The organism is Rathayibacter sp. Leaf296, assembly GCF_001423045.1.
Classification (GTDB): domain Bacteria; phylum Actinomycetota; class Actinomycetes; order Actinomycetales; family Microbacteriaceae; genus Rathayibacter; species Rathayibacter caricis.
In genome coordinates, this window is the sequence record NZ_LMNR01000003.1 from 150,690 (window position 1) to 173,283 (window position 22,594).

A 22,594-nucleotide genomic window follows, 5' to 3' on the forward strand; every position below is an offset into this window, starting at 1 on the left:
CGGGAGGGGTCGGCGGCCGCTCGGCGACCACCGGATCCTGACTACCAGATGGTGACGCGCTCGCTCGGGGAGAGCCACAGGGCGTCGCCTTCGGTGACGTCAAAAGTAGCGTAGAACTCGTCGATGTTGCGGACGATCTGGTTGCAGCGGAACTCGGCCGGAGCGTGCGGATCGATGGCGAGCAGCCGGATCGTCTCCTCGTCGCGCGACTTCTGCTGCCAGGCCTGCGCCCACGACAGGAAGAAGCGCTCGGCGCCGGTGAGACCGTCGATCACGGGCGGCTCCTGACCCTCGAGCGAGAGCACGTACGCCTTCCACGCGATGCTCAGCCCGCCCAGGTCGCCGATGTTCTCGCCGATCGTGAGGGCGCCGTTCACGTGGTGCCCGGGGGTCGTCGCGGGCGCGAGGGCGTCGTACTGCGCGATGAGCGCCTTCGTCCGCTCCTCGAACGCCGCGCGGTCCTCGGCGGTCCACCAGTCGGTCAGGCGGCCGTCGCCGTCGAAGCGCGAGCCCTGGTCGTCGAAGCCGTGGCCGATCTCGTGGCCGATGACCGCACCGATCGCGCCGTAGTTGGCCGCCGGGTCGCGGGTCTCGTCGAAGAAGGGGAACTGGAGGATCGCCGCGGGGAACACGATCTCGTTGAAGCCCGGGTTGTAGTACGCGTTGATGGTCTGCGGAGTCATGAACCACTCGTCGCGATCCAGCGGCTTCCCGATCTTGCCGAGCTCGCGGTCGAACTCGAACGCGGCGACGCGGCGGGCGTTGCCCACGAGGTCGGCCGGGTCGATCGTGAGAGCGGAGTAGTCGCGCCAGCGGACCGGGTAGCCGATCTTCGGAGTGAACTTGGCGAGCTTCTCGAGCGCGCGCTCGCGGGTCTCGGCGCCCATCCAGTCGAGGTCGACGATGGAGCGGCGGTAGGCCTCGATGAGGTTCGCGACCAGCACGTCCATCTCGGTCTTGGCGCTCTCGGGGAAGTGGCGCGCGACGTAGGTGCGGCCGACGGCCTCGCCGAGCGAGCCCTCGACGAGCGAGACGGCGCGCTTCCAGCGCTCCCGCTTCTGCGGGGTGCCGGTGAGCGTGCGGCCGTAGAAGTCGAAGTTGGCGTCGACGAAGTCGCTCGAGAGGTACGCCGCGGCGCCGCGGACGACCTGCCACGACAGCCAGTCGCGCCACGCGGGCAGGTTGTCGTCGCTCAGGAGACCGGCGAGGCCCTGGAGGAAGCTCGGCTGGCGGACGACGACCTCGGCGAGCGCCCCCTCCGGAGCGCCCATCGCGGTCAGCCAGACGCCGAGGTCGATGCCCGCGGCGAGCTCCTCGACCTCGGACCAGGAGCGGAGGTTGTAGGTCGCCTGGCTGTCGCGGCTGCGCACCTTGTCCCAGTGCACGGCGGCGATCCCGGTCTCGAGGGCGACGATGCGCTCGGCGCGCTGCTCGGCCGCGCCGATGCCGGCCAGCTCGAGCATCCGCGCGACGAACGGCGTGTACTTCTCGCGGACGGAGGCGAACTCCTCCTCGCGGTAGTAGCTCTCGTCCGGCAGCCCGAGGCCGCCCTGGTTGACGAAGACGAGGTAGCGCTCGGGGTCGCCCGGGTCGTTGTCGACGAACAGGCCGAAGAGACCCGGGACGCCGGTGCGCTCGAAGGCGCCGATCGCGGCGAGCAGGCCCACGATCGAGTCGACGCGCTGCACGGCGGCGAGGTCGTCGGCGATCGGGGTCGCACCGAGTTCCTCGGCGCGGGCCTCGTCCATGAAGGAGGCGTAGAGGTCGCCGAACATGCGCTCCTCGGAGCCCTGCTCGGCGGTCGCGGCCTCGACGATGATGTCGCGCACCGCCTTCTCGGCCTCCTCCTGCAGCGCGTGGAAGGAGCCGTAGCGCGCCTTGTCGCTCGGGATCTCGGTGCGGTCGATCCAGAGGCCGTTGACGTGCCGGTAGAGGTCGTCCTGCGGGCGCGTCGCGGGGTCGAGTTCGGGGAGGTCGATACCGGAGCGAGGCGTCGTCGAGGTCATGGCGACCACCCTACGACGGGCCGCCGACACCCGCCCGTGCGCGGGCGATCCGGGCATGTCCGCACCGGTCCGGATGCCCCTCCGGCTCGCAGGATCGCGTCCGGCTCGCGCGGAAAGGGGGTTCCTGCGAGCCGAACGGGATCCCGCGAGCCGAGGATCAGACCTGCGACTCGACGTAGGCGCGGATCGGAGTGGTCGGGTGGCCGATCAGGCGCGCGAGCGATCCGTCGGTCCCGCCGAGCAGGCCCTCGGAGATGTTGGCGTCGAGTCCGACGAGGAAGCCGACGGCGCCCTCGGGCAGTCCGGCCTCGGTGAGGATCCGCGCGTGCTCGGCGGAGTCGACGTGGGTGATCGAGGCGTCGCGGCCCGCGACCTCGCCGACGATCGCGGCGAGCTCGTCGAAGCTCCACGCGACGTCGCCGGACAGCTCGTGCACGGTGCCGACGAGCGACGCGTCGACGAGGGCGACGGCCGCCGCCTCGGCGTAGTCGGAGCGGGCGGCGCTGGAGACGCGGCCCTCCCCCGCACTGGAGAGCGTGGTGCCGGCGGAGGCGAGCTCGGCGACGGTCTGCGCGTAGTTCTCGTTGTACCAGCCGTTGCGGAGGATCACGGCGGGGACGCCGGACGCGGCGATCGCCTCCTCCGTCGCCTTGTGCTCGGGAGCGAGGATCAGGGTGCTCGTGGTGGCCTTCGGGGCGCTCGTGTAGACCAGGCGCGCGCCGGCGCGGACCGCGGCGTCGATCGCGGCGGTGTGCTGGGCGACGCGCTTGCCGACCTCGGAGCCCGAGACGAGCAGGACGGCCTCGGCGCCGGCGAAGGCGGCGTCGAGCGAGGCGGGGTCCTCGAAGTCGGCGACGGCGGTGCGCACGCCGAGATCGGCGGCGAGCGTCTCGAGCTTCGCGGCGTCGCGGCCGGTGGCGACGATGTCGGAGGCGGCGGTGCCGCGGGCGAGCAGGTGCTCGACGGCGAGGCGTCCGAGGTGGCCGGTGGCTCCGGTGACGACGAGGGTCATGAGGTGGTCCTTCCGTGGGCGGTGCGGCGAGGTTTCCGCCGACCCACCCTGCAACCGCGGATCCGTCCGAGTACTTCCCGGAATGCAGTACGCACTATTTCGTTAGTACTGAGGAGACCACTCCAGGAGGAACCGTGATCGCCACCGCCAGCACCCCGTTCGCCGCCGACGTCTACTCGGCCGACTGCGGGAGTCGCGAGATCTTCGGCCACGTGACGAGCAAGTGGGGCGTCCTCGTGCTCGCAGCACTCGCTCCCGGCACGCAGCGCTGGGCCGAGCTGCGCCGTCGCATCGGCGGCATCAGCGAGAAGATGCTCGCCCAGACGCTCCGCACCCTCGAGGAGGACGGCTTCGTGCATCGCGAGGCGCACCCGGTGATCCCGCCGCGGGTCGACTACAGCCTGACCCCGCTGGGCGCAGAGCTGGCGGAGAGGCTCCTCCCGGTCGTCGACTGGATCGAGGAGCACGCCGTGCCGCTGATAGAGGCCCGCGACGCGCGGAAGAACTAGTGGCGCGATGCCGTCGTTCCGGAGGCGGCTCGGAGTAGCCTGAAGAAGTAACCACCCGGATGTCTCGACTACCGGGCGCGGCCCCCGCCTCGGCGGGGGCCTGCTTCGTTCTGGGTCAAGTCCACCGGGGCGGTCTCCTGATCCGCCGCCCCTCCGAGTCGACGACGAGCAGGGGCAGTTGGGACGCGGCGAGGGTGCCGCGGCGGATCTGCCGGACTCCGTCCAGACCGATGCCCTCGAAGGCCTTGTTGTACCGCGGTCCCACCACCGAGACCAGGGCGACGGAGTACCCGCGCTCGCTCAGCATCCGCACCGGCGGCACGAGATCCGAGTCGTTCGTGACGATCGCGAACGAGTCGGCCCTCTGCTCGAACGCGTCGACGAGCAGATGTGACGCGAGCGCGACGTCCGTCCCCTTCTCCTCAGGCCTCTTCACACGGACGGTCACCACGCGGCCGCTGTGATCGAGCCGCTCCGGCGACTCCGGGAGGTACTGCTTCGTGAAGGTGAAGATCCCCTCGATGATCTCGACCTCGGTCGTCCGCAGCGCCCGCCAGTAGACCTGCTGCCGCTGCCCGATCCCCGGGTCGTTGGTGAGCGGCTTGAGCGGGGCCGTGAAGTACTTCACTCCGACGACCTCTCGATGAGGGAACAGGCGCTTCGCGAGGGCCGCCAGGTCGAGCCACTTGTACCGCGGGTAGCGCTGCTGGAGGAGCGCCTTGTAGAGCGCGAACCCGTCGAAGTAGACGATGACGGTTCGGCGAGCTCGCACCGCGGAAGGCTACTCGGGCTTCCGCGCTGGGATCGGATCTGCGCAGAACGTCGGTCGCGACCGAGAGGCAGAGGTGAGGTGAGCCTCTCCTACGTCGACCGACGTTCACCTCGCGTTCAGAGGCGATCCGCCGCCGGGTGACGTGCCCGCCCGCTGCCGCTGGTTCCCTCGAGGTCTCCCCACGCCTGCGAATCGAAGGACGAGACGACGATGACCGACACCTCCCGCCGACTGCTGCTGCCCATGGCCGGGCACACCCGGGGGAAGCGCAGCCCCGTCACCTGTGCGCTGAAGTGCGCCAACGCCTGCTCCGCCGCGACGTGCAACACGTCGCACAACAGCTACTTCCGCGACATCGTCGGAGCGCAGATCACGCGCCGCGGCGCGCTGGGCCTGGGCCTGGCCGGAGCGGTCACCATCGCCGTCGCGTCCCCGGGCGCCCCGACCGCCGAAGCGGCCACGGCCGCGGCCGCCGGCGACGCGTCTCCGCTCGTCTTCACTCCGATCGCCCCCGTGCCGGCGACGGTGGACGAGTTCACGGTGCCCGAGGGCTTCGCCTGGCAGCCGATCATCCGCTGGGGCGACCCGCTCTTCGCAGACAGCGCCGAGTTCGACCTCGCCGACCAGACCGGGGCGTCGCAGTCCGGCCAGTTCGGCTACAACAACGACTACACCGACATCGTCGAGGTCCCCGGCTCGAAGCGCCTGCGCGCCCTGCTCGTCGTCAACCACGAGTACACCAACGAGACCATCATGTTCCCGGCCGCCCAGCTCGAGTCCGAGCAGGAGCGCGTGCGCGCGGTCGGGCGCGCCGCTCACGGCCTCAGCGTCGTCGAGCTCGTCCGCACGGCCGTCGACCGCCCCTGGGCGTACGTCCGCGGGGGCGAGCGCAACCGCCGCTACCTGATCGACACCCCCTACGAGGTGACCGGCGCGGCCGCCGGCTCGTCGCTCCTGACGACCGTCGCCGACCCCACCGGGCGCACGGTGCTCGGCACGCTCGGCAACTGCTCCGGCGGCACCACGCCGTGGGGCACGATCCTGTCGGGCGAGGAGAACTTCAACGGCTACTTCCGCGCGACCGGGACGAGCGCCGAGGAGCAGCGCTACGGGCTGACCGACGAGGAGACCTCGCGCCTCTGGGAGCTCGACGACCCGCGCTTCGACGCCCGCACCCCCGGCTACGAGAACGAGCCGAACCGCTTCGGCTGGATCGTCGAGTTCGACCCCTTCGACCCGGAGTCGACGCCGAAGAAGCACACCGCGCTCGGTCGCCTGAAGCACGAGGGCGCGAACGTCATCATCGCTCCGGACGGCCGCGTGGTCGCCTACCAGGGCGACGACGAGCGCTTCGACTACCTCTACAAGTTCGTCTCGAAGAAGCGCTACATCGAGGGCGACCGCGCCCACAACAAGACGCTGCTCGAGGAGGGCGACCTGTACGTCGCCCGCTTCACCGGCGACTCCCCCGTCGCCGAGATCACCGGCACCGGTGCGGTCCCCTCGGACGGCGGCTTCGACGGCATCGGCGAGTGGCTCCCGCTCGTGCTCGACGGCGCCTCGAAGATCCCCGGCATGAGCGTCGAGCAGGTCCTGGTGCACACCCGCCAGGCCGCCGACGCGGCCGGCGCGACCAAGATGGACCGCTGCGAGGACGTGCAGCCGAGCCTGGTCAGCGGCCGGATCTACGTAGCCTGCACCAACAACTCCGAGCGCGGCAAGGAGGGCACGGAGGGCGCGACCGAGATCAACCCGCGCACCGAGAACCGCGACGGCCACATCGTCGAGATCATCGAGGACGGCGGCGACCAGACCGGCCGCACCTTCACCTGGAACCTGCTGATGCTGTGCGGCGACGCGGCGCAGGGCGACGTCGTCTACTTCTCCGGCTTCCCGGCCGAGCAGGTCTCGCCGATCTCCTGCCCCGACAACCTGGCGTTCGACTCCGTCGGGAACCTCTGGATCTCGACCGACGGCGCGCCCAGCGGCATCGGCTACAACGACGGCCTGTTCAAGGTGTCGCTGGAGGGCGCGGACCGCGGCAAGGTCGAGCAGTTCCTGTCGGTGCCGGTCGACGCCGAGACCTGCGGCCCGATCGTGCACGACCAGGACCAGCACGTCTTCGTCGCTGTGCAGCACCCGGGCGAGGACGGCACCTTCGAGGCGCCGACCTCGTACTTCCCGGACTTCGCGGCGAGCGGAGCGGTCCCCGCCGGGGCGTTCGCGGCACCGCGTCCGGCGATCGTGCAGATCCTGCCCGCCTCGCAGGTCGTGACGCCGACGCCGACTCCGACGGCCGGGCCGACCACGGCGCCGACCTCGACGCCGACGGCCGCCCCCACGACGGCTCCGACCGCGGGCCCGACCACGGTGCCCACCGCCGGTCCCACCGCGGCGCCCACGGCCGGACCCGCGCCGACCGGCACCGCCGCTCCGCTGCCCGTCGGCGGCACCGGCGGAGGCCTCGCCTCGACCGGTGTCGAGTCGGTCGGCCTGATCGGCGGCGCGACGGCGCTGCTCGCGGCCGGCGCCGCGGCGCTCGGCCTGAGCGCCCGTCGCAGGTCCCAGTCCGAGGGCGACTCGGAGGCCTGATCCCCGGGAGGGGGCGGGGGGCGCTGCTCCCCCGCCCCCTCCTCCCCTCTTCGCTAGGATGACCCGATGCCGACCCTCAGGAGCCGCGAGTCGGCGATCATCGCCGCCGTGCAGCAGTCCCCGCTCACCCGCCCCCTGCTGCCGATCGCGCGGGGGCTGAGCTTCTTCGGGGAGCACGCCGCGGGCTGGCTGCTGCTCGGGGTGCTCGCCGCGTTCCTCGATCCGTCGCGGTTCTGGGCCTGGGCGCTCTGCGACGTCGCGATCGTCGTCGCGCACGCCCTCTCGATCGGAGTGAAGCGCGTCGTGCGGCGTCCGCGCCCGCTCGGCGAGGGCGTGGAGGTGCGCGGCAAGGCCCCCAGCAAGCTCAGCTTCCCGAGCTCGCACTCCACCTCGACCACCGCCGCCATGATCGTGTTCGCCGTGATGCTGCCGGCGCTCTGGCCGCTCGCGGTCCTCGTCGTGGTCGCGATGATGCTCTCGCGCCTCGCGCTCGGCATGCACTTCCCGACCGACGTGCTCGCCGGGGCGGCCCTCGGCGCCCTCACGGCGCTGGCGGTCCTGCCGCTGCTGCCGCTGGTCTCGTAGGGCGCGCAGAACCTCGGCTGAGAGTGGGGTCTGTCGCCTGACAGCGGCCGGACCCCCTTCTCAGCCGACGTTCTGCGGCCCGGGTATCGCTCAGGCGCCCGGCACCGGCGGCCCGGTGCGCCAGCGCAGCAGCGCGGCCGCGTCCGCGTCGTGCGGCAGGGCGACGACGTCCTCTCCGTCCGGAGCGGTGCGGGAGTCGGTGCAGAGCACGCGGGCGTCGGTCAGCAGCGCCGCCCGCACGAGCGCCAGGGCCGCGCCGACCGGGCCGATGACCTCGGCGCCGAGCGCCTCCTCCGGTGCCGCCGCCATCCACGGCTCGGCCGCGAGCGCCAGCAGCTCGCGCTCGCGGAGCCGCTGCGGATCGATCACCAGCGTGTCGACCTGGGCCGCCGAGAGCGCCTGCACGATCGCTCCGAGCGAGAACTCGACCGTGTCGTCGTGCCGCCCGTCGTGCGTGCGGAGCGCGTCGAGCACGTCCTCCTTCTCGCGGCGCAGAAGCCGGTCGATCTGCTCCTGCACGAATTCGTCGAGGGCGCCGTCGTCGCTGCCGTCGGCGCGGGTGTTCGCGGGGAGGACCGCCAGGATCGCCGCGCTCGAGGGCGAGAGCTGCTCGGCCAGCAGCTGACGCGCGCGGATGTCTCCGGCGACGACGAGCAGCTGCGGCCGCCGGGTGCGCACGATCTCGTCGACGGAGGAGGCCAGCTCGGCCTGCGTCTGCCGCCAGATCTCCTCGGCGTGGCTGTGGAAGCGGTCGTGCCGCCATCCGCCGGCCTGCGCCTTGTGCAGGGTGTCGGTCCGTCCCTGGACCGACTCCTCCTCCTCCGGACGCTCGGCGCCCAGGCGGTGCAGGCGCACCTCGCCACCGTCGCGGGAGGTCTCGACGACGAGGTAGCGGACGTCGGGGCGATGCTGCAGCAGCGGGACGACGACGGGGAGCGTGCCGTAGGACGTGTGCTCGGGTGCGACAGGGCGGCCCGGCAGCACCTCCGACAGCACGATCGAGCCGTCGACGGCGACGGCGAAGAGACAGGAGCGGCCCTGCGGCCGTCCCGCCCCGGTGAGCAGCGCGGTCAGCGCATCGATGTCGCCCTGGGGCGCCCCCTGCCTCCGCAGCTCGTCGGCGACGGCGGTGCCGCGCTCGAAGGCGATGTCGGGCGGATCGCCCGAGTCGAGCGAGACGTCGAGGTAGATCTGCGAGACCGGTCGGAGGTCGCGGTAGACGTCGGCGAGGGTGCGCAGCGCGTGAATGGTCGGCATCCGTGTCGTCCTTTCCCATCGGGTCCGGACAGTCTCGGTCGGGGTGCGCGGCGGGCTCCACGGGGTTGACTGCTGAGGCGGGGCGGCGACTGCGGGCGCGGCGATCCGGGGTGCGCAGGATCCGGAGCGGGTGCGCACGATCTGCAGGGGACTGTGCGATCTGCAGGGGAAGTTCCCGCGACCCGACGGTCGCGCGCGGCGGCAAGCGCCTTCCGCCTGCAATCCCCTGCAGATCGTACGGACCCCCGGCGGGTACCGGGCCCGGATACGGTGGAGCGGCCACCCCTCCTGAAAGGCGACCATGCAGCACCTCACCGATCGCATCCTCTTCGGCGCGGCCTACTACCACGAGTACCAGCCGACCTCGCGCCTCGGCAGCCGCGACCTGGCGGAGGACCTGCGGCTGATGAAGGCCGCCGGGTTCACCGTGATCCGCGTCGGCGAGTCGGTCTGGTCGACCTGGGAGCCCGAGAACGGCGTCTTCGACCTGGACTGGCTGCAGCCGGTGCTCGACGGGGCGCACGAGCACGGCATCTCGGTCGTGCTCGGCACGCCCACCTACGCGGTGCCGATGTGGCTGGCGCGGCAGTATCCCGAGATCAACGCGCACCGCGCGACCGGGCAGCCCGTCGGCTGGGGCGCGCGCCAGGAGATCGACTACAGCCACCCCGCGTTCCTCTTCCACGCCGAGCGCGTGATCCGCCGCATCGTCGAGCGCTACGCCGCGCACCCCGCGGTCATCGGCTTCCAGGTCGACAACGAGCCGGGCAACGAGATCCTCCACAACCGCCAGGTCTTCGAGCGCTTCGTCGACCGTCTGCGCGCGACGTACGGCACGGTCGAGGCGCTGAACGACGAGTGGGGGCTCACCTACTGGTCGCACCGGCTGTCGACCTGGGCCGACCTGTGGACCCCGGACGGCAACGCGCAGCCGCAGTACGACCTCGCCTGGCGCCGCTTCCAGGCCTCGATCACGACCGACTTCATCGGCTGGCAGGCCGACCTGGTCCGCGGCATCACGGAGCGGATCGGCCGCGACGACCAGTTCGTCACGACCTGCATCTCGTACGAGCGCGCGACCGTGCAGGACGAGGAGCTGGTGCGCCGTCTCGACGTGACCGCAGGCAACCCCTACTACCGGATGCAGGACGGCCTCGAGCTGCCGGACGCGCGGCCGTTCGACCAGCACTGGACCACCTCTGGCACCTGGGCGCTCTACGCGACCGCCGACCGGATGTACGGCTCGAAGCAGGCGCCGTTCCTCGTCACCGAGACGGACGCGCAGGCGATCGGCATGTCGTGGTCGAACGAGCCCGCGTTCGACGGCCAGTGGCGCCAGGCCGCCTGGGCGCTGGTCTCGCGCGGCGCCACGATGATCGAGTACTGGCACTGGCACACGCTCCACCACGGGGTGGAGACCTACTGGGGCGGGGTGCTGCCGCACTCGCAGGAGCCGGGCCGCACCTACGAGCAGATCGCCGCGCTCGGAGCCGACTTCGCCGCGGCGGGCGACCGGGTGACGGAGCTGGTGCCCGACTCGGACGTCGCGATCCTGTTCTCGAACGAGAGCAAGTGGGCGCTGGAGGAGCACCCCGCGTTCAGCGACTCCGCTCAGGGCGGCGACGCGGCGCGGGGCGTGCCGCAGCCGGACCGCCGCAGCTTCCAGACGGCGCGCGACGCGTTCGCGCGAGGGGCGTTCGACGCGGGACTGCAGGCCTCGACGGTGCATCCCTCGCAGCTGACCGCCGTGCCGGCAGCGGAGTACGCGGCCGCGCATCCGGTGCTCGTCGCGGCGGCGTTCACGATCGCCGACGACTCGGAGCTGCAGTGGCTCGAGGCGTACGCGGCGGCGGGCGGGCACCTGATCGTCGGTGTGCGCACCGGCTACGAGGACGAGGAGGGACGCGCGCGCCTGCAGCGCAAGCCCGCGTTCCTCGCGGAGGCGGCCGGCGTGCACTACGACGAGTTCGCGAACCTCGCGGTGCCGGTGCCCGTCGACGCGGAGTCTGGCTTCGCGCTGCCCGAGGGTGCCCGCGCGACGGTCTGGGCCGACGGGGTGCAGGTCGACGACGCGACGGTGCTGGTGCGCTACCGGCACCCGCACTACGGTCGCTTCGCGGCGGTCACGACCCGCGCGCACGGAGCCGGTCGGGTGACCTACGTGGGCACGGTGCCGGACCTCGAGCTCGCGCGGGCGCTGATGGAGTGGGCGGTGTCGAAGTCGTCCGCCGTCTCGACTCCGTGGCGTGCGGCCTCGCCGTCGCAGACGGTCACGAGCGCCACCAACCGCCACGGCGAGCGCGTGCGGTTCGTGCACAACTGGTCGTGGGAGCCCTCGACCTTCGCGCTGCCGGAGGCTGTGGAGGACGTGCTCTCGGGCGAGGCGTCGTCGGCGGGGGACGTGCTGGAGCTCGGACCGTGGGACGTGCGGGTGCTCGTCTCGCGCGACTGACGGTTCCGGCGAGGACGGGTCGCGCTGCGGCCCCGCTGGTCGAGCGGAGTTGGAGGGGCGAATCGAGACCCACCGGACCGAGCGGATCCATTCGATGACCAGGCGTCCGGCACTGGTGGATCTCGATACGCCCGCGAGCGGGCTACTCGATCAGCAGGGAAGGGCGGCTGGGTCTCCTTGGACGAGACCGCCGCCTCCTCGCTGGTCGAGTAGCCCCGCAGGGGCGTATCGAGACCCGTCGGCCTGAGCGGATCCGTTCGATGACCAGGCGTCCGACGCTGGTGGATCTCGATACGCCCGCGAAGCGGGCTACTCGATCAGCAGAGAGGGCGGTGGGCCTTTGGAAGAGACCGCCGCCTCCTTGCTGGTCGAGTAGCCCCGCAGGGGCGTATCGAGACCCACGTGTCCAGAAGATCCGTCTTCTCCCCGCCCTGCGTCGGCGCCGAAGGCTCCCCCTCCGCTCGATGCGCCCGGGAGCGGGCTGCTCGATGCGCCCGGGAGCGGGCTGCTCGATGAGCGGGGACGAAGGGCGCGTCAGAGCAGGCGGCGGGCGGAGGCCCAGGCGGTGAGCTCGTAGCGCGACGAGAGCTGGAGTTTGCGGAGCACGGCCGAGACGTGGGACTCGACGGTCTTGACCGAGATGAAGAGCTCGGCCGCCGCCTCCTTGTAGGCGTAGCCGCGGGCGATCAGGCGCATCACCTCGCGCTCGCGGGCCGAGAGCCGGTCGAGCTCGTCGACCGACTCGGCCTGCTCGCCGGCGAGGGCGCCGAACGCGTCGAGGACGAAGCCGGCGAGGCGCGGCGAGAACACGGCGTCACCGCCCGCGACCGCCTCGACTGCGCGGCTCACCTCGGCTCCCGAGCTCGTCTTGGTGATGTAGCCGCGAGCCCCGGCGCGGATCACGCCGACGACGTCCTCCGCGGCGTCCGAGACGCTGAGCGCCAGGAACCGCACCGACTCGAGGAGCCCAGCGCTCCGCCGCAGCACCTCCGCGCCGCCTCCGCCCGCGCCGCCCGGGAGATGCACGTCGAGCAGCACCACCTCGGGGCGCGTCTCGGCGACGAGGCGCACGGCGGAGTCGACGTCGGCGGCCTCGCCCGCCACCTCGAGGGTCGGGGCGAGGTCGGCCCGCAGACCCGACCGGAAGATGGAGTGGTCGTCGACCAGCACGACGCGCGTCACGGTCTGCTCCCCAGGTGCAGGTGGACCTCGGTGCCCGAGCCGCCCGCTCCGGGCCGCACGATGGCGCTGCCGCCCGCGCGGCTCATCCGGCCGATGATCGACTCGCGGATGCCCAGCCGATCGCCGGGCAGCGCCCCGAGATCGACGCCCGGACCGCGATCGCGGACGAAGACGTCGACGCCGTCGGGCGCCGACTCGAGGTAGACCGAGATCTCGCCGCCCGCGTGGCGCGCCGCGTTGAGCATCGCCTCGCGGGTCGCGGCGAGCAGCGGAGCGGCGCCCGGCACCGAGACGCCGACGGCGACGACCTCGAGGGTCGCCGGGTAGTCGAGCTCGATGGCGCCGGCGATGGCGCGGATCTCTGCCGCCAGGTCGTTGGCGACCGGCACGTCGCGCTCGAACAGCCAGTCGCGCAGCTCGCGCTCCTGGGCCCGGGCGATGCGGGCGACCTCGCTCGAGGCGCCGGCGCGGTTCTGGATGAGGGCGAGGGTCTGCAGGACGGAGTCGTGCAGGTGCGCGGCGATCTCGGCGCGCTGCTCCTCGCGCACGCGCGCCGCCCGCTCGCCCATCAGCTCCGTCCACAGGTGCACGATCCGCGGAGCGGCCAGCACCCCCGCGACGACGATCAGCACGCCGACCGCGAGGACCGCGTTCAGGGCGCTCGGCCGGTTCGCGAGCACTGCCGCTCCGGCCAGCAGCAGGGCGGCGCACGAGGCGAGGCGCACGCGGATCTGCGCGCGCGGGGCCGCCGAGGGGTCGTCGCGACCGGGCCCGAGCGCCCACGCCACCGCGCCTCCGGCCAGCGCCGCGACCGCGACGAGCGCCCGCGTCACGGCGACGTCGTCGTACGCCCCGAGGGCGACGAGCACGGCACCGGACGCCACCAGGGCGGCCACCGACAGCAGCCCGGCGACCGGCACGGAGCGCCGGACCGCACGATCGTCGTCGCCCTCGGGCTCGGCGAGCGGCACCAGCGCCCACAGCCACAGGTAGAGGAGCACCCCGCCCCCGCCCAGCAGGGATCCGACGACCACGAAGAAGCGGGTGGAGGAGAGCGTCCACCCGAGGTGCTCGGCGAGCGCGGCGCAGACGCCGCCGAGGACGACCCGCCGGGGGCGTCGCAGCGGCGGCCGGACCGCGGTGCTCGAGATGCTCACACGAGCATCCAAACAGGTCGTCGGGGACCCGGGGGAGGAAACGAGGGTCGAGTCAGGGGATCCCCCGATGGTCGGCGCCTGTGGAGGAGCGGGACACTCTCACCATGACAGCAGAGAGCACTCCCCCGCCGAGCGGCGGAGCGGACGGGCCCGGGGCGCCCGGAACGGCCGAGAGTGGAGCCGAGCAGCCCGCACCCGAGGAGCAGGGCCGGGACACCGCACCCCCCTCCGACAACCGCTTCTTCCTGTGGCTCCGCGGCCTCGGCATCACCCGTCGCCCCGGCTGGGTCGGCGGCGTCTGCTCCGGCATCGCCGAGCGCCTCGGGATCGACCCTCTCATCGTCCGCGGGATCGTCGTGGTCGTGGCGGTCCTGGGCGGCCCCGCGCTCCTCGTGTACGCGGCCGCCTGGCTCCTGCTCCCCGACGAGGACGGCGCGCTGCCCGTCGAGCAGCTCGTCGCCGGTCGCATCGAGCGGGTGCACGCCGGCATCGGCGCCCTGATCCTCGCCTCGATGCTGCCGCTCGCGCAGGGCTTCTGGTCGCTCGGCGGCGCCTACACCGGCGCGGAGGCCTGGGCCCCCGCCGCCGGCCGCACGATCTGGACCCTCGTGGTGATCGGCCTCCTCGTCGCCCTCACCGTCTGGGTGGCGCGTCAGGCCGTCCGATCCCCCCGTCCGGAGGCTCCGGAGGAGGCGCCCGGCACGACCGAGGCCCGTCCCGACTCCGTCCCCCTCTTCCCGCCGCCGCGTCCTACCAACGTCCGGCCCGACTCGCCCGAGGACCTCGCCGAGTGGCGGGCCCGCCAGGAGGCCTGGCGGACCGAGCGCGAGGCGTTCCGCGCCCAGCAGGCCGCCTCGGCCCGCGAGACGGCACGGCAGCGGGCGGAGGAGGCGCGAGCGCGGTCGCGCGCGGCAGCCGCGGTCCGCGAGGAGCGCCGCCGCGTGCGCAGGGCGGGCAACCCGCGACTTCGGGCGAGCGTCACCCTCGTCGTGCTCGGTGCCGCGGCCGTCATCGGCGCTCTCGCCTCGCTCACCGCCTCCGGTACCACCGCGGTCGTGGTCGGCTTCGCCGCCGCCGCCCTCGTGCTCGCCGCGGCGATCGTGCTGGCCGGACTGCTGCGCCGCAGGGCCGCCCTCCTGGTCACCGCGTCGGTGCTCGTGCTGCCGACGGCGCTGGTCGCCGCGATGCTGCCGCCGGACCGCGAGCTGCTGCCGATCGGATCCTCGTACGGCGTCTCGAACGCCGTGCCGGGCGACTACGCGATGCTCACCGGCGACCTGCAGGTGACCGTCGGTCCGGACGTGGGCCCCGACGGGGCCGTGATCGACGTCTGGCAGGGCGCGGGGACCGTCTCGGTCACCCCCCTGGAGGGCACGGCCGTCCGGTTGACGGCCTCGTCGAGGAACGGGGACATGTGGATCGTCAGCGGCGACGCCCAGGAGCAGGAGTGGGCGGTCCCCGACAGCAAGCAGCTCGTCGACGGCCGCTGGGAGTGGACGCAGACGTTCGGCGATCCCGCCGCGGAGCCCGTGGACGTGCGGGTCGAGCAGGGAGCCGGCTCGATCATCGTGCACGACACGGCGGGCGCCCCCACCGACACCGGCACCCCTGCTCCGAGCGCAGTCCTGACCGACCCCGCCACCATCACCACCCCGCAGACCACGAGTGAGGACGCACCATGAGCAGCACCGAGACCACTCCCCTCCCGGGCGCTCTGACGCCCCGGCGCCCGCGGATCCGCCTCGGCGCGATCGTCTGGGGCCTCTTCGCCGCCGCCGTCGCCGTCGGCCTGCTGATCGTCTCGCGCGATCAGGGCCTGCGCGCCGAGCTGGTCGACGGGGCCCTCGCCCTCTCCCCCGGCGCGATCGCGGCGGTCGTCGTCGCGGCCCTCGGCGGACTCGCCCTGCTGATCGGCCTCGAGCGGGTGCTCGACCGGCGCTGAGCCGGCGCCCGGGCCCGTGCCCGGATCCCGTCCGGGCGGCAACCCCCTGCCCGGGCCCCGGCGCCGGGCGCAGACTCGACCACGGCTCCCGCAGCGCCGCCCGTCCGGGGCGGCGTCCGGGACGACCGGAGACGAGACCGATGCCCGACCGCCGCCCGCCCCGCGCCCGCAGGAGCGACCCCCGATGATGCTCGGGATCGCGGCGATCGTGGCCGTGGCGGTCCTCGTCGCGGTGGCCGTGTTCGCGCGCCGCCTCGGCGTCGCCGCTCCGATCGTCCTGGTGCTCGCCGGAGTCGGCCTCTCGTACCTGCCCGGGGTGCCGGAGGTCGTCGTGCCGCACGAGTGGGTGCTCGACGGAGTCCTGCCCCCGCTGCTCTACGCCGCCGCGATCAGCGTGCCGTTCATCGACTTCCGGCGGAACCTCACCACCATCACCGGCCTCTCGGTCGTGCTGGTCGCGATCTCGGCGGCCGGGGTCGGGGCGCTCCTCTTCGTCCTGCTGCCCGAGCTGGGCCTCGCGCTCGCCATCGCGGTGGGGGCGATCATCAGCCCGCCCGATGCGGTCGCCGCGACCTCCGTCGGGCGTCGTCTGGGCCTGCCCCCGCGGCTGCTCACCCTGCTCGAGGGCGAGGGCCTGATCAACGACGCGACCGCCCTGGTGCTGCTGCGCTCGGCCCTCGCCGCCGCGGCCGGCACGCTCGCGACTCCGTGGGCCGCGGTCGGCGACTTCCTGTACGCGGTGGCCGTCGCGGTCGTCGTCGGCCTCGTGGCGAGCATCCTCACCGTCTTCGTGCGCTCGCGCCTCGAGGACCCGGTGCTCAACACCGTCGTCTCGTTCACCGTGCCGTTCGTCGCCTTCATCCCGGCCGAGGGCCTGGGCGCCTCGGGGGTGCTCGCGGTCGTGGTGGCGGGCCTGCACACCGGGCACGCCTCCTCCCGCGCCTTCACGGCGCAGTCTCGGGTCAACGACCGCATCAACTGGCGCACGGTGCAGTTCCTGCTCGAGAACGGCGTGTTCCTGCTGATCGGGCTCGAGATCCGCAGTCTGATCCAGGATGCGGACGACGCCGCGCTCACGGTCCCCGCCGCGGTCGGCATCGGCCTGATCGCCACCGTCGGACTCATCGTCGTCCGCTTCGTCTGGGTCGGCCCGGTGCTCCTCGGCGAGCGCTGGCAGACCCGGCGGGCCGAGCGGCGGGCGCGCGAACAGAAGGCGGTGCTCGAGCAGGCCGCCGAGCTACCCCGCGAGGAGCGGACGAAGGCGCGCCGCCGCTACCAGCTCCGCCGCGCCGACTACCGCCACTTCAGCACCAGCGGCCTCGGCTGGCGGGGCGGCCTGGTGCTCGGCTGGTCCGGGATGCGCGGAGTCGTCACCCTCGCGGCCGCGCAGTCGCTGCCCGAGGACATCCCGTACCGCCCGCAGCTCGTGCTGATCGCCTTCACGGTCGCGGTGACGACACTCCTCGTCCAGGGCAGCACGCTTCCCCTCGTGATCCGGGCGACCGGGATCCGCGGAGTCGACGAGCCGGAGGACCAGCGCTACCTCGCGGGGCTGCTCGACGAGATCACCGAGAAGGGGCTGTCCGTCCTCGAGCGCCCGGGCGAGGTCGTCGAGGGCGTGACGGAGGTGGACCCGGACGTCCTCGAGCGCGTCCGGCAGACGTCGTTCCTCCGCTCGGAGGCGGCGTGGGAGCGGGCGCGCGGCGGCGAGCGCGACGCGGCCGGCACTCCGCACCGCCTCTACCGGGCGCTGAGGCTGGCCGTGGTGACGGCCGAGCGCGAGGCGCTGCTCGACGCGCGCTCGCGGCGGGCCTATCCGCAGCGGATCCTCACGCAGGCGCAGTCGATGCTCGACCTCGAGGAGACGCGGCTGCGGCTGCGGCGCGGCACGACGTCATGACGACCGCGCGTCAGGCCGCCGCGCGCGTCAGGATCGCCGTGACGAACAGCGCCGCCCACAGCGCCGCGCAGATCAGCAGCCGGATGTTGCCCAGCACGATGTCCTCGGGAGCCGACGCCCGGCCCTTCTCGATGTCGAGCGCGTAGAGGAACAGCGCGGCGCCGAACGGCACCATGGACGCCATCGACCACAGCGAGTCGTCGCCGTTGAGGAACAGCGACCAGAGCGCGTAGGTGATCATCGTCAGCGACGCGGCCACCGACCACACGAAGCGCAGGTACCCCGCCGTGTAGATCTTCAGCGTCGCCCGCGTGTGGCTCGCCTCCTTGCCCTCGCTCTGCAGCTTCTCGGAGTAGCGCTTGCCCGCGATCATGAACAGCGAGCCGGAGGAGATGGCCAGGAGGAACCACTGCGTGAGCGGGATGTCCGCGATCGCGGCGCCCGAGATCGCGCGCAGCACGAATCCGCCGGCCACGATCAGGATGTCGATCACCGGCTCGTGCTTGAGCCAGATGCAGTACGAGATCTGCATCACCAGGTAGGCGGCGAGCGTCGCGGCGAACCAGGTGTAGCCGACGAGGAACGTGAGCAGCGGCGGAGCGATCATCAGCACGAACGCGGCGATCCAGGCGACGCGGACGGGCAGGGCTCCCGACGCGATGGCGCGGAACCGCTTCTTGGGGTGCAGCCGGTCGGACTCGATGTCGAGGAGGTCGTTCAGCATGTACCCGCCGGAGGAGGCGAGGCTGAACGCCACGATGCCGATCACGCTCGCCAGCAGGACCTCGGGTTCGAAGATGCGCGCCGAGGCGATCGGAGCGGCGAGCACGAGGACGTTCTTGAGCCACTGCCTGGGGCGCATGGCGGCGACGAGTGCTCGAGCGGTACTCACGGCGTCGTTCCTCCGGGGTGGGTGGGGCGGCCGCAGGGCGCGGACCGCCGCGGGATTTTCGCAAGGGGCGGTGCTCAACCTACAATCTCGGGTGTCGTCCTCGTCGTTCCGGCCCGGGCGGCGGCGGGGGACATCGACGATCGGCACGGAGGAACGCTCATGCGCACGGCCGTGCTGTACGTCGTGTTCGCGATCCTCGCCACCGCGGTCAACCTGGGCACGCAGATGCTGGTCGAGCTGCTCCTCACCGGCGAGTGGGCGACCGTGATCGCCGTTCTCGCGGGCACCCTGACGGGGGTGGTCGCCAAGTACGTCCTCGACAAGCGCTGGATCTTCCGCCACGAGACCGTGAACGCGGCGCACGGCGTGAAGACCTTCTTCCTGTACGGCGTGATGAGCGGGGTCACGACCCTGATCTTCTGGGGCTTCGAGTTCGGCTTCGACGCCCTGTTCGGCACCGACGCCGCCCGCTACACCGGGGCCGTGATCGGCCTCGCCATCGGCTACGCCGCCAAGTACTTCCTCGACAAGAACGTCACCTTCCAGGGCCCGCGTGAGGAGCCAGCATGACCAGCACCGTCTCCTCCTGGGGCCTGCTCTCGCGCGACGAGCACCGCGTCGTCGCGATCACCAGCGTCGAGCAGGCGCAGGCCGCCCTCGCCCGCGGCGACGGCGGCATCGCCTACGGCCTCGGCCGCAGCTACGGCGACGTCGCGCTCAACGGCGGCGGGGTCGTCTGGGACTTCAGCGGCTTCGACCGCTTCCTCGCTTTCGACGACGAGAGCGGAGTGCTCCGGGCCGAGCCCGGCGTCCTGCTGAAGGACGTGCAGTCCGTCTTCGCGCCGCGCGGCTGGATGCTCGCCGTCACGCCCGGCACCAAGAACGTGACCCTCGGCGGAGCGATCGCCAACGACGTGCACGGCAAGAACCACGCCTCCGCGGGCACGATCGGCCGCCACATCGTCTCGTTCACGGTGCTCCGGAGCGACGGATCGACGACCCGCTGCTCCCCGGAGGAGAACGTCGAGCTCTTCGCGGCCACCATCGGCGGGCTCGGGCTCACCGGTCTGATCGTCGAGGTCGAGATCGCGCTGAAGCGGGTCCCGGGCCCGTGGATCGTCGCGGAGGACGTGCCGTTCCAGACCCTCGACGAGTACCTCGGCCTCGTGCATGAGTCGGTCGACGTCTTCGAGCAGACCGTGGCCTGGATCGACGTGACCACCCAGGGCGGCCGCCGCGGCGTCTACACGCGCGGCGACGCGACCGCCGCTCCCGAGCTGCCGGAGGCGCGCGGACGCGGCCTGCGCGTGCCGTTCGCGTTCCCCGCGTCGGTCGTCAACCGCGCCACGCTGCCCCTGCTGAACCGCGCCTACTACCGCCTGAAGGCGACCGGGGCAGGCCGCTCCGTGCAGCACTACGAGCAGTTCTACTACCCGCTCGACGCGATCGAGGGCTGGAACAGCATGTACGGCCCCCGCGGCTTCTACCAGTATCAGAGCGTCGTGCCGTGGGAGGGAGCGCTCGAGGTCACCCGCGAGATGCTCGCGCTGATCGCCGCGTCCGGCACCGGCTCGTTCCTCGGCGTGCTGAAGACCTTCGGCTCGCTGGAGTCGCCGGGGCTGCTGAGCTTCCCCGCACCCGGCGTCTGCTTCGCGCTCGACTTCCCCAACGACGCGGCGGCCCTGCCGCTGTTCGAGCGGCTGGACGCCCTTGTCCTCGCCGCGGGCGGGCGCCTGTACCCCGCCAAGGACGCGCGCATGCCGCGCGAGATGTTCGAGGCCGGATACCCGCGCCTCGCCGAATTCACCCTTCAGCGCGACCCGGGGATCTCCTCCGGCTTCTCGCGCCGAGTCCTCGGGAGCTGACGTGACCAACCACCCTTCGAAGATCGTCGTCGTCGGAGCGACCTCGGCCATCGCCGAGCACACCCTCCGCCTCTGGCTGGGCACGGGCGCGCGCCAGGCGCTGCTCGTGGGCCGCGACCAGGCCCGGCTCGAGGCCCTCGCGACCGACCTCCGCGTGCGATTCCCCGCCGCGACGCTGTCGGTGTCGGCGATCGACCTGACCGACCCGGCCGCGATCTCCTCCGTCGTCGAGACCTCGCTCGAGGGCGGGGCGCCCGACACGGTGCTCATCGCCCACGGCGCGATGACGTCGCAGGAGGAGGCCTCGGCCGACCTCGCCGTCGCCCGCGACGTGCTCGTGGTCACCGGAGTCTCGGTGGCGCTCTGGATGGAGGCGTACGCGAACGCGCTGACGTCCGGCACCATCGGCGTGATCGGCTCGGTCGCCGGCGACCGCGGACGCAAGACCAACTACGTCTACGGCTCGGCCAAGGGCCTCGTCGAGCGCTTCGCCCAGGGCCTGCAGCACCGTCTGGCCGGCTCGCGCCTCTCGGTCGTGCTGATCAAGCCCGGCCCCACCGACACTCCGATGACCGCGCACATCAAGCAGTCCGGCGGCTCGCTCGCGTCGGTGGAGTCGGTGGCGAAGGATGTCGCCGCCGCGATGGCCTCGGGCCGCGCGGTCGCGTACGCGCCGGTGAAGTGGCGCGTCATCATGACGGTCATCAAGGCGCTGCCGGCGCCGGTGTTCAACAAGCTGAACATCTAGGGCCTGTCGACGATGCGGCGCACCTCGCTCCGGCGGGGTGCGGCGTTCGTGCTCTTGCACCCGCGAAATTGTTCACGGTAACATCGGCCGATTCCTCCCCTCGGCTCACGAAGGACACCCATGCGCCCCTCCTCGAACCGCGGTCCGGACTCCTCCCCCGGGAACGGTTCCGTGACGCACCGGCCCGTCGCGTGAGCGCGACCGCGCGAGGCGCGACCACGGAGGAGGACCGCCTCGATCAGCTGCGCCGGGGTGCGTCCACCGACGACGCCCGGCGGGCGGCCGTCGAGCTGCTCATCGCCACCGGTCTGGTGCGGGACGAGCACCCGTGGGTGCTGCACGACTCCGGAACCTGGTGGATCGACTTCGACAGGGCCACCGAGGCGGTCGACGCCCTGACCGTCGAGCACGAGAAGTGGGGGCTGACGCCCTCCCTCCTGAGCGTGCTCGAGATGGCGGCCTCGCTGGCCGACGGACTCACCGTGCACCTGCGCCACGTGCTGCCCGAGCTCGACGACGAGCACACGTCGCTGGTGATGGCCGCGATCGCGGAGGCCGCCGGCCATCCGCACGCGGAGCCGCCTCAGGCCTGATCGGCCCTCCGTCGACGCCACCACCGGCGCGGGCGCTCCGCCGGGGCCTCCGCCGCGGGGCGGGCGCGCTCGGCGCGGCGCTCGCGCCAGCGCACGACCTCGGCGTCGATGTCGCGCAGCGGGGTGACGACGGGCGGACCGCCCAGGAGCTGCCGCCGCGCCTCGACGACGCGGGTGTTGAACTCCTCGAGGTGCGTGCGTACCTCCGATTCGCGGTGCAGGCGATCGAGCCGCTCGTCGAGCTGCCGGTCCTCGGCGCGGAGGAGGAACGCGACCGGGCCGATGCCCGTGAGGTTCTCGCGCTCGATCTTGCGGCGGATCCACCAGTCGGGGTCGTGGCTGCCGTTCAGCCCCTCCAGGGGCTTGCCGGCGCCGGGGAGGTCGTCGAAGTCGCCGCGGCGGATCGCCTGCTGGATCGTCGTCTCGATGAACGCGGCCCGCTCGGCGGGATCCTCCGGGATCGTCGCCTCGGTCTCGTCGGAGGTGTCGGGCGAGGGGTCGCCGGCGGAGCGCTTCGCCAGGTAGCGCGCGGCGTGGTTCTTCGCATCGGACATCGGGACACCTCCGTTCCTCCAGGCTAGGTCGGGCTCCGCGGAGGGGTCGATCCCCCTCTCGAGCGCCCAGCGACCACTCGGGATCCGCTCGGCGGACCGGAAGGGACGTACTCTCGGATCCCCTCCTGACGGGGGACCTGCAGGGGGATCGCTGCGATCTACGCTCGGCGCATGCCTCATCGCAGTGTCGCGATCGCCTCCGTCCCGCACCTCCGCACCGCCGTCTCCCGTGCTCGACAGCGTGCTGCGGCGGAGATCCTGGCGCACCTCGTCGTCGCGCTGGCGTTCGCGTCGGTGCTGCTGCTGGCGGTGTCGGCGAGCTTCGCCGGGCTGCTGCCCGCGCCCACTCCGGTGCCCGCCTTCGAGGCGTGGTCGCTGATGCGCACGTCGGCGACGCTGCAGATCGGAGTCGGCGTGCTCGCCACCGCCCTGGCCGCGCTCGCGAAGGCGGCCGGCTGCGGCTCCCACCCCGACCGCTGGTCCATCGTCGCTGCGCTCAGCGCGGCCGGCGGCGCCCTGCTGCTGGTGGCCCCTCCGGTCTGAGCGCCCTGTCGACGTCCGCACCGAGGGAACCCC

Annotated in this window: 19 protein-coding genes and 1 pseudogene; 12 read left to right on the forward strand and 8 right to left on the reverse strand. The window is 72.7% G+C overall.

Annotated features, from left to right (window positions below):
- Positions 1 to 41 precede the first annotated feature (41 nt).
- Positions 42 to 2,006 carry a M13 family metallopeptidase gene (locus ASF46_RS17185; protein WP_056868768.1) on the reverse strand — a complete coding sequence of 655 codons (1,965 nt, stop codon included), beginning with the start codon at positions 2,004 to 2,006 and terminating at the stop codon, positions 42 to 44.
- A 157-nt stretch (positions 2,007 to 2,163) separates the two neighbouring features.
- Positions 2,164 to 3,018, reverse strand: a complete 855-nt coding sequence (locus ASF46_RS17190; RefSeq protein WP_056868769.1) for an NAD(P)H-binding protein — start codon at positions 3,016 to 3,018, stop codon at positions 2,164 to 2,166.
- Positions 3,019 to 3,152: 134 nt separating this feature from the next.
- Here ASF46_RS17190 and ASF46_RS17195 point away from each other — a divergent pair, with 134 nt between their 5' ends.
- Positions 3,153 to 3,527: a winged helix-turn-helix transcriptional regulator gene (locus tag ASF46_RS17195; protein ID WP_056868770.1), complete on the forward strand. Its 375-nt coding sequence runs from the start codon at positions 3,153 to 3,155 to the stop codon at positions 3,525 to 3,527.
- A gap of 115 nt (positions 3,528 to 3,642) precedes the next feature.
- On the opposite strand, the gene ASF46_RS17200 is transcribed toward ASF46_RS17195, so the two are convergent.
- Positions 3,643 to 4,299, reverse strand: a complete 657-nt coding sequence (locus ASF46_RS17200; protein ID WP_056868771.1) for an NYN domain-containing protein — start codon at positions 4,297 to 4,299, stop codon at positions 3,643 to 3,645.
- 210 nt (positions 4,300 to 4,509) lie between these two features.
- On the opposite strand from ASF46_RS17200, the pseudogene ASF46_RS17205 reads away from it, so the two are divergent.
- Positions 4,510 to 6,558, forward strand: a pseudogene (locus ASF46_RS17205) (PhoX family protein); the annotation flags it as partial.
- 399 nt (positions 6,559 to 6,957) lie between these two features.
- Positions 6,958 to 7,476 (forward strand): phosphatase PAP2 family protein, encoded by a 519-nt coding sequence (locus ASF46_RS17210; RefSeq protein WP_056868772.1) that lies wholly within the window; start codon positions 6,958 to 6,960, stop codon positions 7,474 to 7,476.
- 90 nt (positions 7,477 to 7,566) lie between these two features.
- Here the strand turns inward: ASF46_RS17210 and ASF46_RS17215 are convergent, their stop codons facing one another.
- Positions 7,567 to 8,733, reverse strand: coding sequence for a Vms1/Ankzf1 family peptidyl-tRNA hydrolase (locus ASF46_RS17215; protein WP_056868773.1), 1,167 nt, complete (start codon positions 8,731 to 8,733; stop codon positions 7,567 to 7,569).
- Positions 8,734 to 9,034: 301 nt separating this feature from the next.
- On the opposite strand from ASF46_RS17215, the gene ASF46_RS17220 reads away from it, so the two are divergent.
- Entirely contained in the window at positions 9,035 to 11,185 is a 2,151-nt protein-coding gene (locus ASF46_RS17220) for a beta-galactosidase (RefSeq protein WP_056868774.1), read from the forward strand.
- A gap of 534 nt (positions 11,186 to 11,719) precedes the next feature.
- Here the strand turns inward: ASF46_RS17220 and ASF46_RS17225 are convergent.
- Together ASF46_RS17225 and ASF46_RS17230 are read right to left on the reverse strand one after the other, a co-directional pair.
- Positions 11,720 to 12,367, reverse strand: a complete 648-nt coding sequence (locus tag ASF46_RS17225) for a LuxR C-terminal-related transcriptional regulator (protein ID WP_056868775.1) — start codon at positions 12,365 to 12,367, stop codon at positions 11,720 to 11,722.
- A complete protein-coding gene (locus ASF46_RS17230) occupies positions 12,364 to 13,524 on the reverse strand; it encodes a sensor histidine kinase (protein ID WP_235577008.1) in 1,161 nt (386 codons plus the stop codon). The genes ASF46_RS17225 and ASF46_RS17230 overlap by 4 nt, the downstream gene beginning before the upstream one ends.
- Positions 13,525 to 13,628: 104 nt before the next feature.
- Between ASF46_RS17230 and ASF46_RS17235 the strand changes: the two genes are divergently transcribed.
- From ASF46_RS17235 to ASF46_RS17245, 3 genes are all read left to right on the forward strand, one after another.
- Positions 13,629 to 15,206: a PspC domain-containing protein gene (locus tag ASF46_RS17235; RefSeq protein ID WP_157602731.1), complete on the forward strand. Its 1,578-nt coding sequence runs from the start codon at positions 13,629 to 13,631 to the stop codon at positions 15,204 to 15,206.
- Positions 15,203 to 15,466, forward strand: coding sequence for a hypothetical protein (locus ASF46_RS17240; protein WP_056868778.1), 264 nt, complete (start codon positions 15,203 to 15,205; stop codon positions 15,464 to 15,466). Before ASF46_RS17235 ends, ASF46_RS17240 begins: the two co-directional genes overlap by 4 nt.
- A 184-nt stretch (positions 15,467 to 15,650) precedes the next feature.
- The gene (locus ASF46_RS17245; protein WP_056868779.1) at positions 15,651 to 17,366 is read left to right on the forward strand and encodes a cation:proton antiporter; all 1,716 of its coding nucleotides are present in this window, start codon (positions 15,651 to 15,653) and stop codon (positions 17,364 to 17,366) included.
- Between the two features lie 10 nt (positions 17,367 to 17,376).
- Here the strand turns inward: ASF46_RS17245 and ASF46_RS17250 are convergent, their stop codons facing one another.
- Positions 17,377 to 18,258, reverse strand: a complete 882-nt coding sequence (locus tag ASF46_RS17250) for a decaprenyl-phosphate phosphoribosyltransferase (RefSeq protein WP_157602734.1) — start codon at positions 18,256 to 18,258, stop codon at positions 17,377 to 17,379.
- Between the two features lie 159 nt (positions 18,259 to 18,417).
- Here ASF46_RS17250 and ASF46_RS17255 point away from each other — a divergent pair, with 159 nt between their 5' ends.
- The 4 genes from ASF46_RS17255 (at position 18,418) to ASF46_RS17270 (ending at position 21,464) form a co-directional block, all read left to right on the forward strand.
- Positions 18,418 to 18,828 carry a GtrA family protein gene (locus tag ASF46_RS17255; protein WP_056868781.1) on the forward strand — a complete coding sequence of 137 codons (411 nt, stop codon included), beginning with the start codon at positions 18,418 to 18,420 and terminating at the stop codon, positions 18,826 to 18,828.
- Positions 18,825 to 20,123, forward strand: coding sequence for an FAD-binding oxidoreductase (locus ASF46_RS17260; protein WP_056868782.1), 1,299 nt, complete (start codon positions 18,825 to 18,827; stop codon positions 20,121 to 20,123). Before ASF46_RS17255 ends, ASF46_RS17260 begins: the two co-directional genes overlap by 4 nt.
- 1 nt (position 20,124) lies before the next feature.
- Positions 20,125 to 20,871: an SDR family NAD(P)-dependent oxidoreductase gene (locus ASF46_RS17265; protein ID WP_056868783.1), complete on the forward strand. Its 747-nt coding sequence runs from the start codon at positions 20,125 to 20,127 to the stop codon at positions 20,869 to 20,871.
- Between the two features lie 191 nt (positions 20,872 to 21,062).
- Complete coding sequence (locus ASF46_RS17270) at positions 21,063 to 21,464, forward strand: hypothetical protein (protein ID WP_056868784.1); 402 nt, start codon at positions 21,063 to 21,065, stop codon at positions 21,462 to 21,464.
- Here the strand turns inward: ASF46_RS17270 and ASF46_RS17275 are convergent.
- Positions 21,455 to 22,018: a DUF1992 domain-containing protein gene (locus tag ASF46_RS17275; protein ID WP_056868785.1), complete on the reverse strand. Its 564-nt coding sequence runs from the start codon at positions 22,016 to 22,018 to the stop codon at positions 21,455 to 21,457. The genes ASF46_RS17270 and ASF46_RS17275 overlap by 10 nt on opposite strands.
- Positions 22,019 to 22,189: 171 nt before the next feature.
- Here ASF46_RS17275 and ASF46_RS17280 point away from each other — a divergent pair, with 171 nt between their 5' ends.
- Entirely contained in the window at positions 22,190 to 22,561 is a 372-nt protein-coding gene (locus ASF46_RS17280; protein WP_056868786.1) for a hypothetical protein, read from the forward strand.
- Positions 22,562 to 22,594 lie beyond the last annotated feature (33 nt).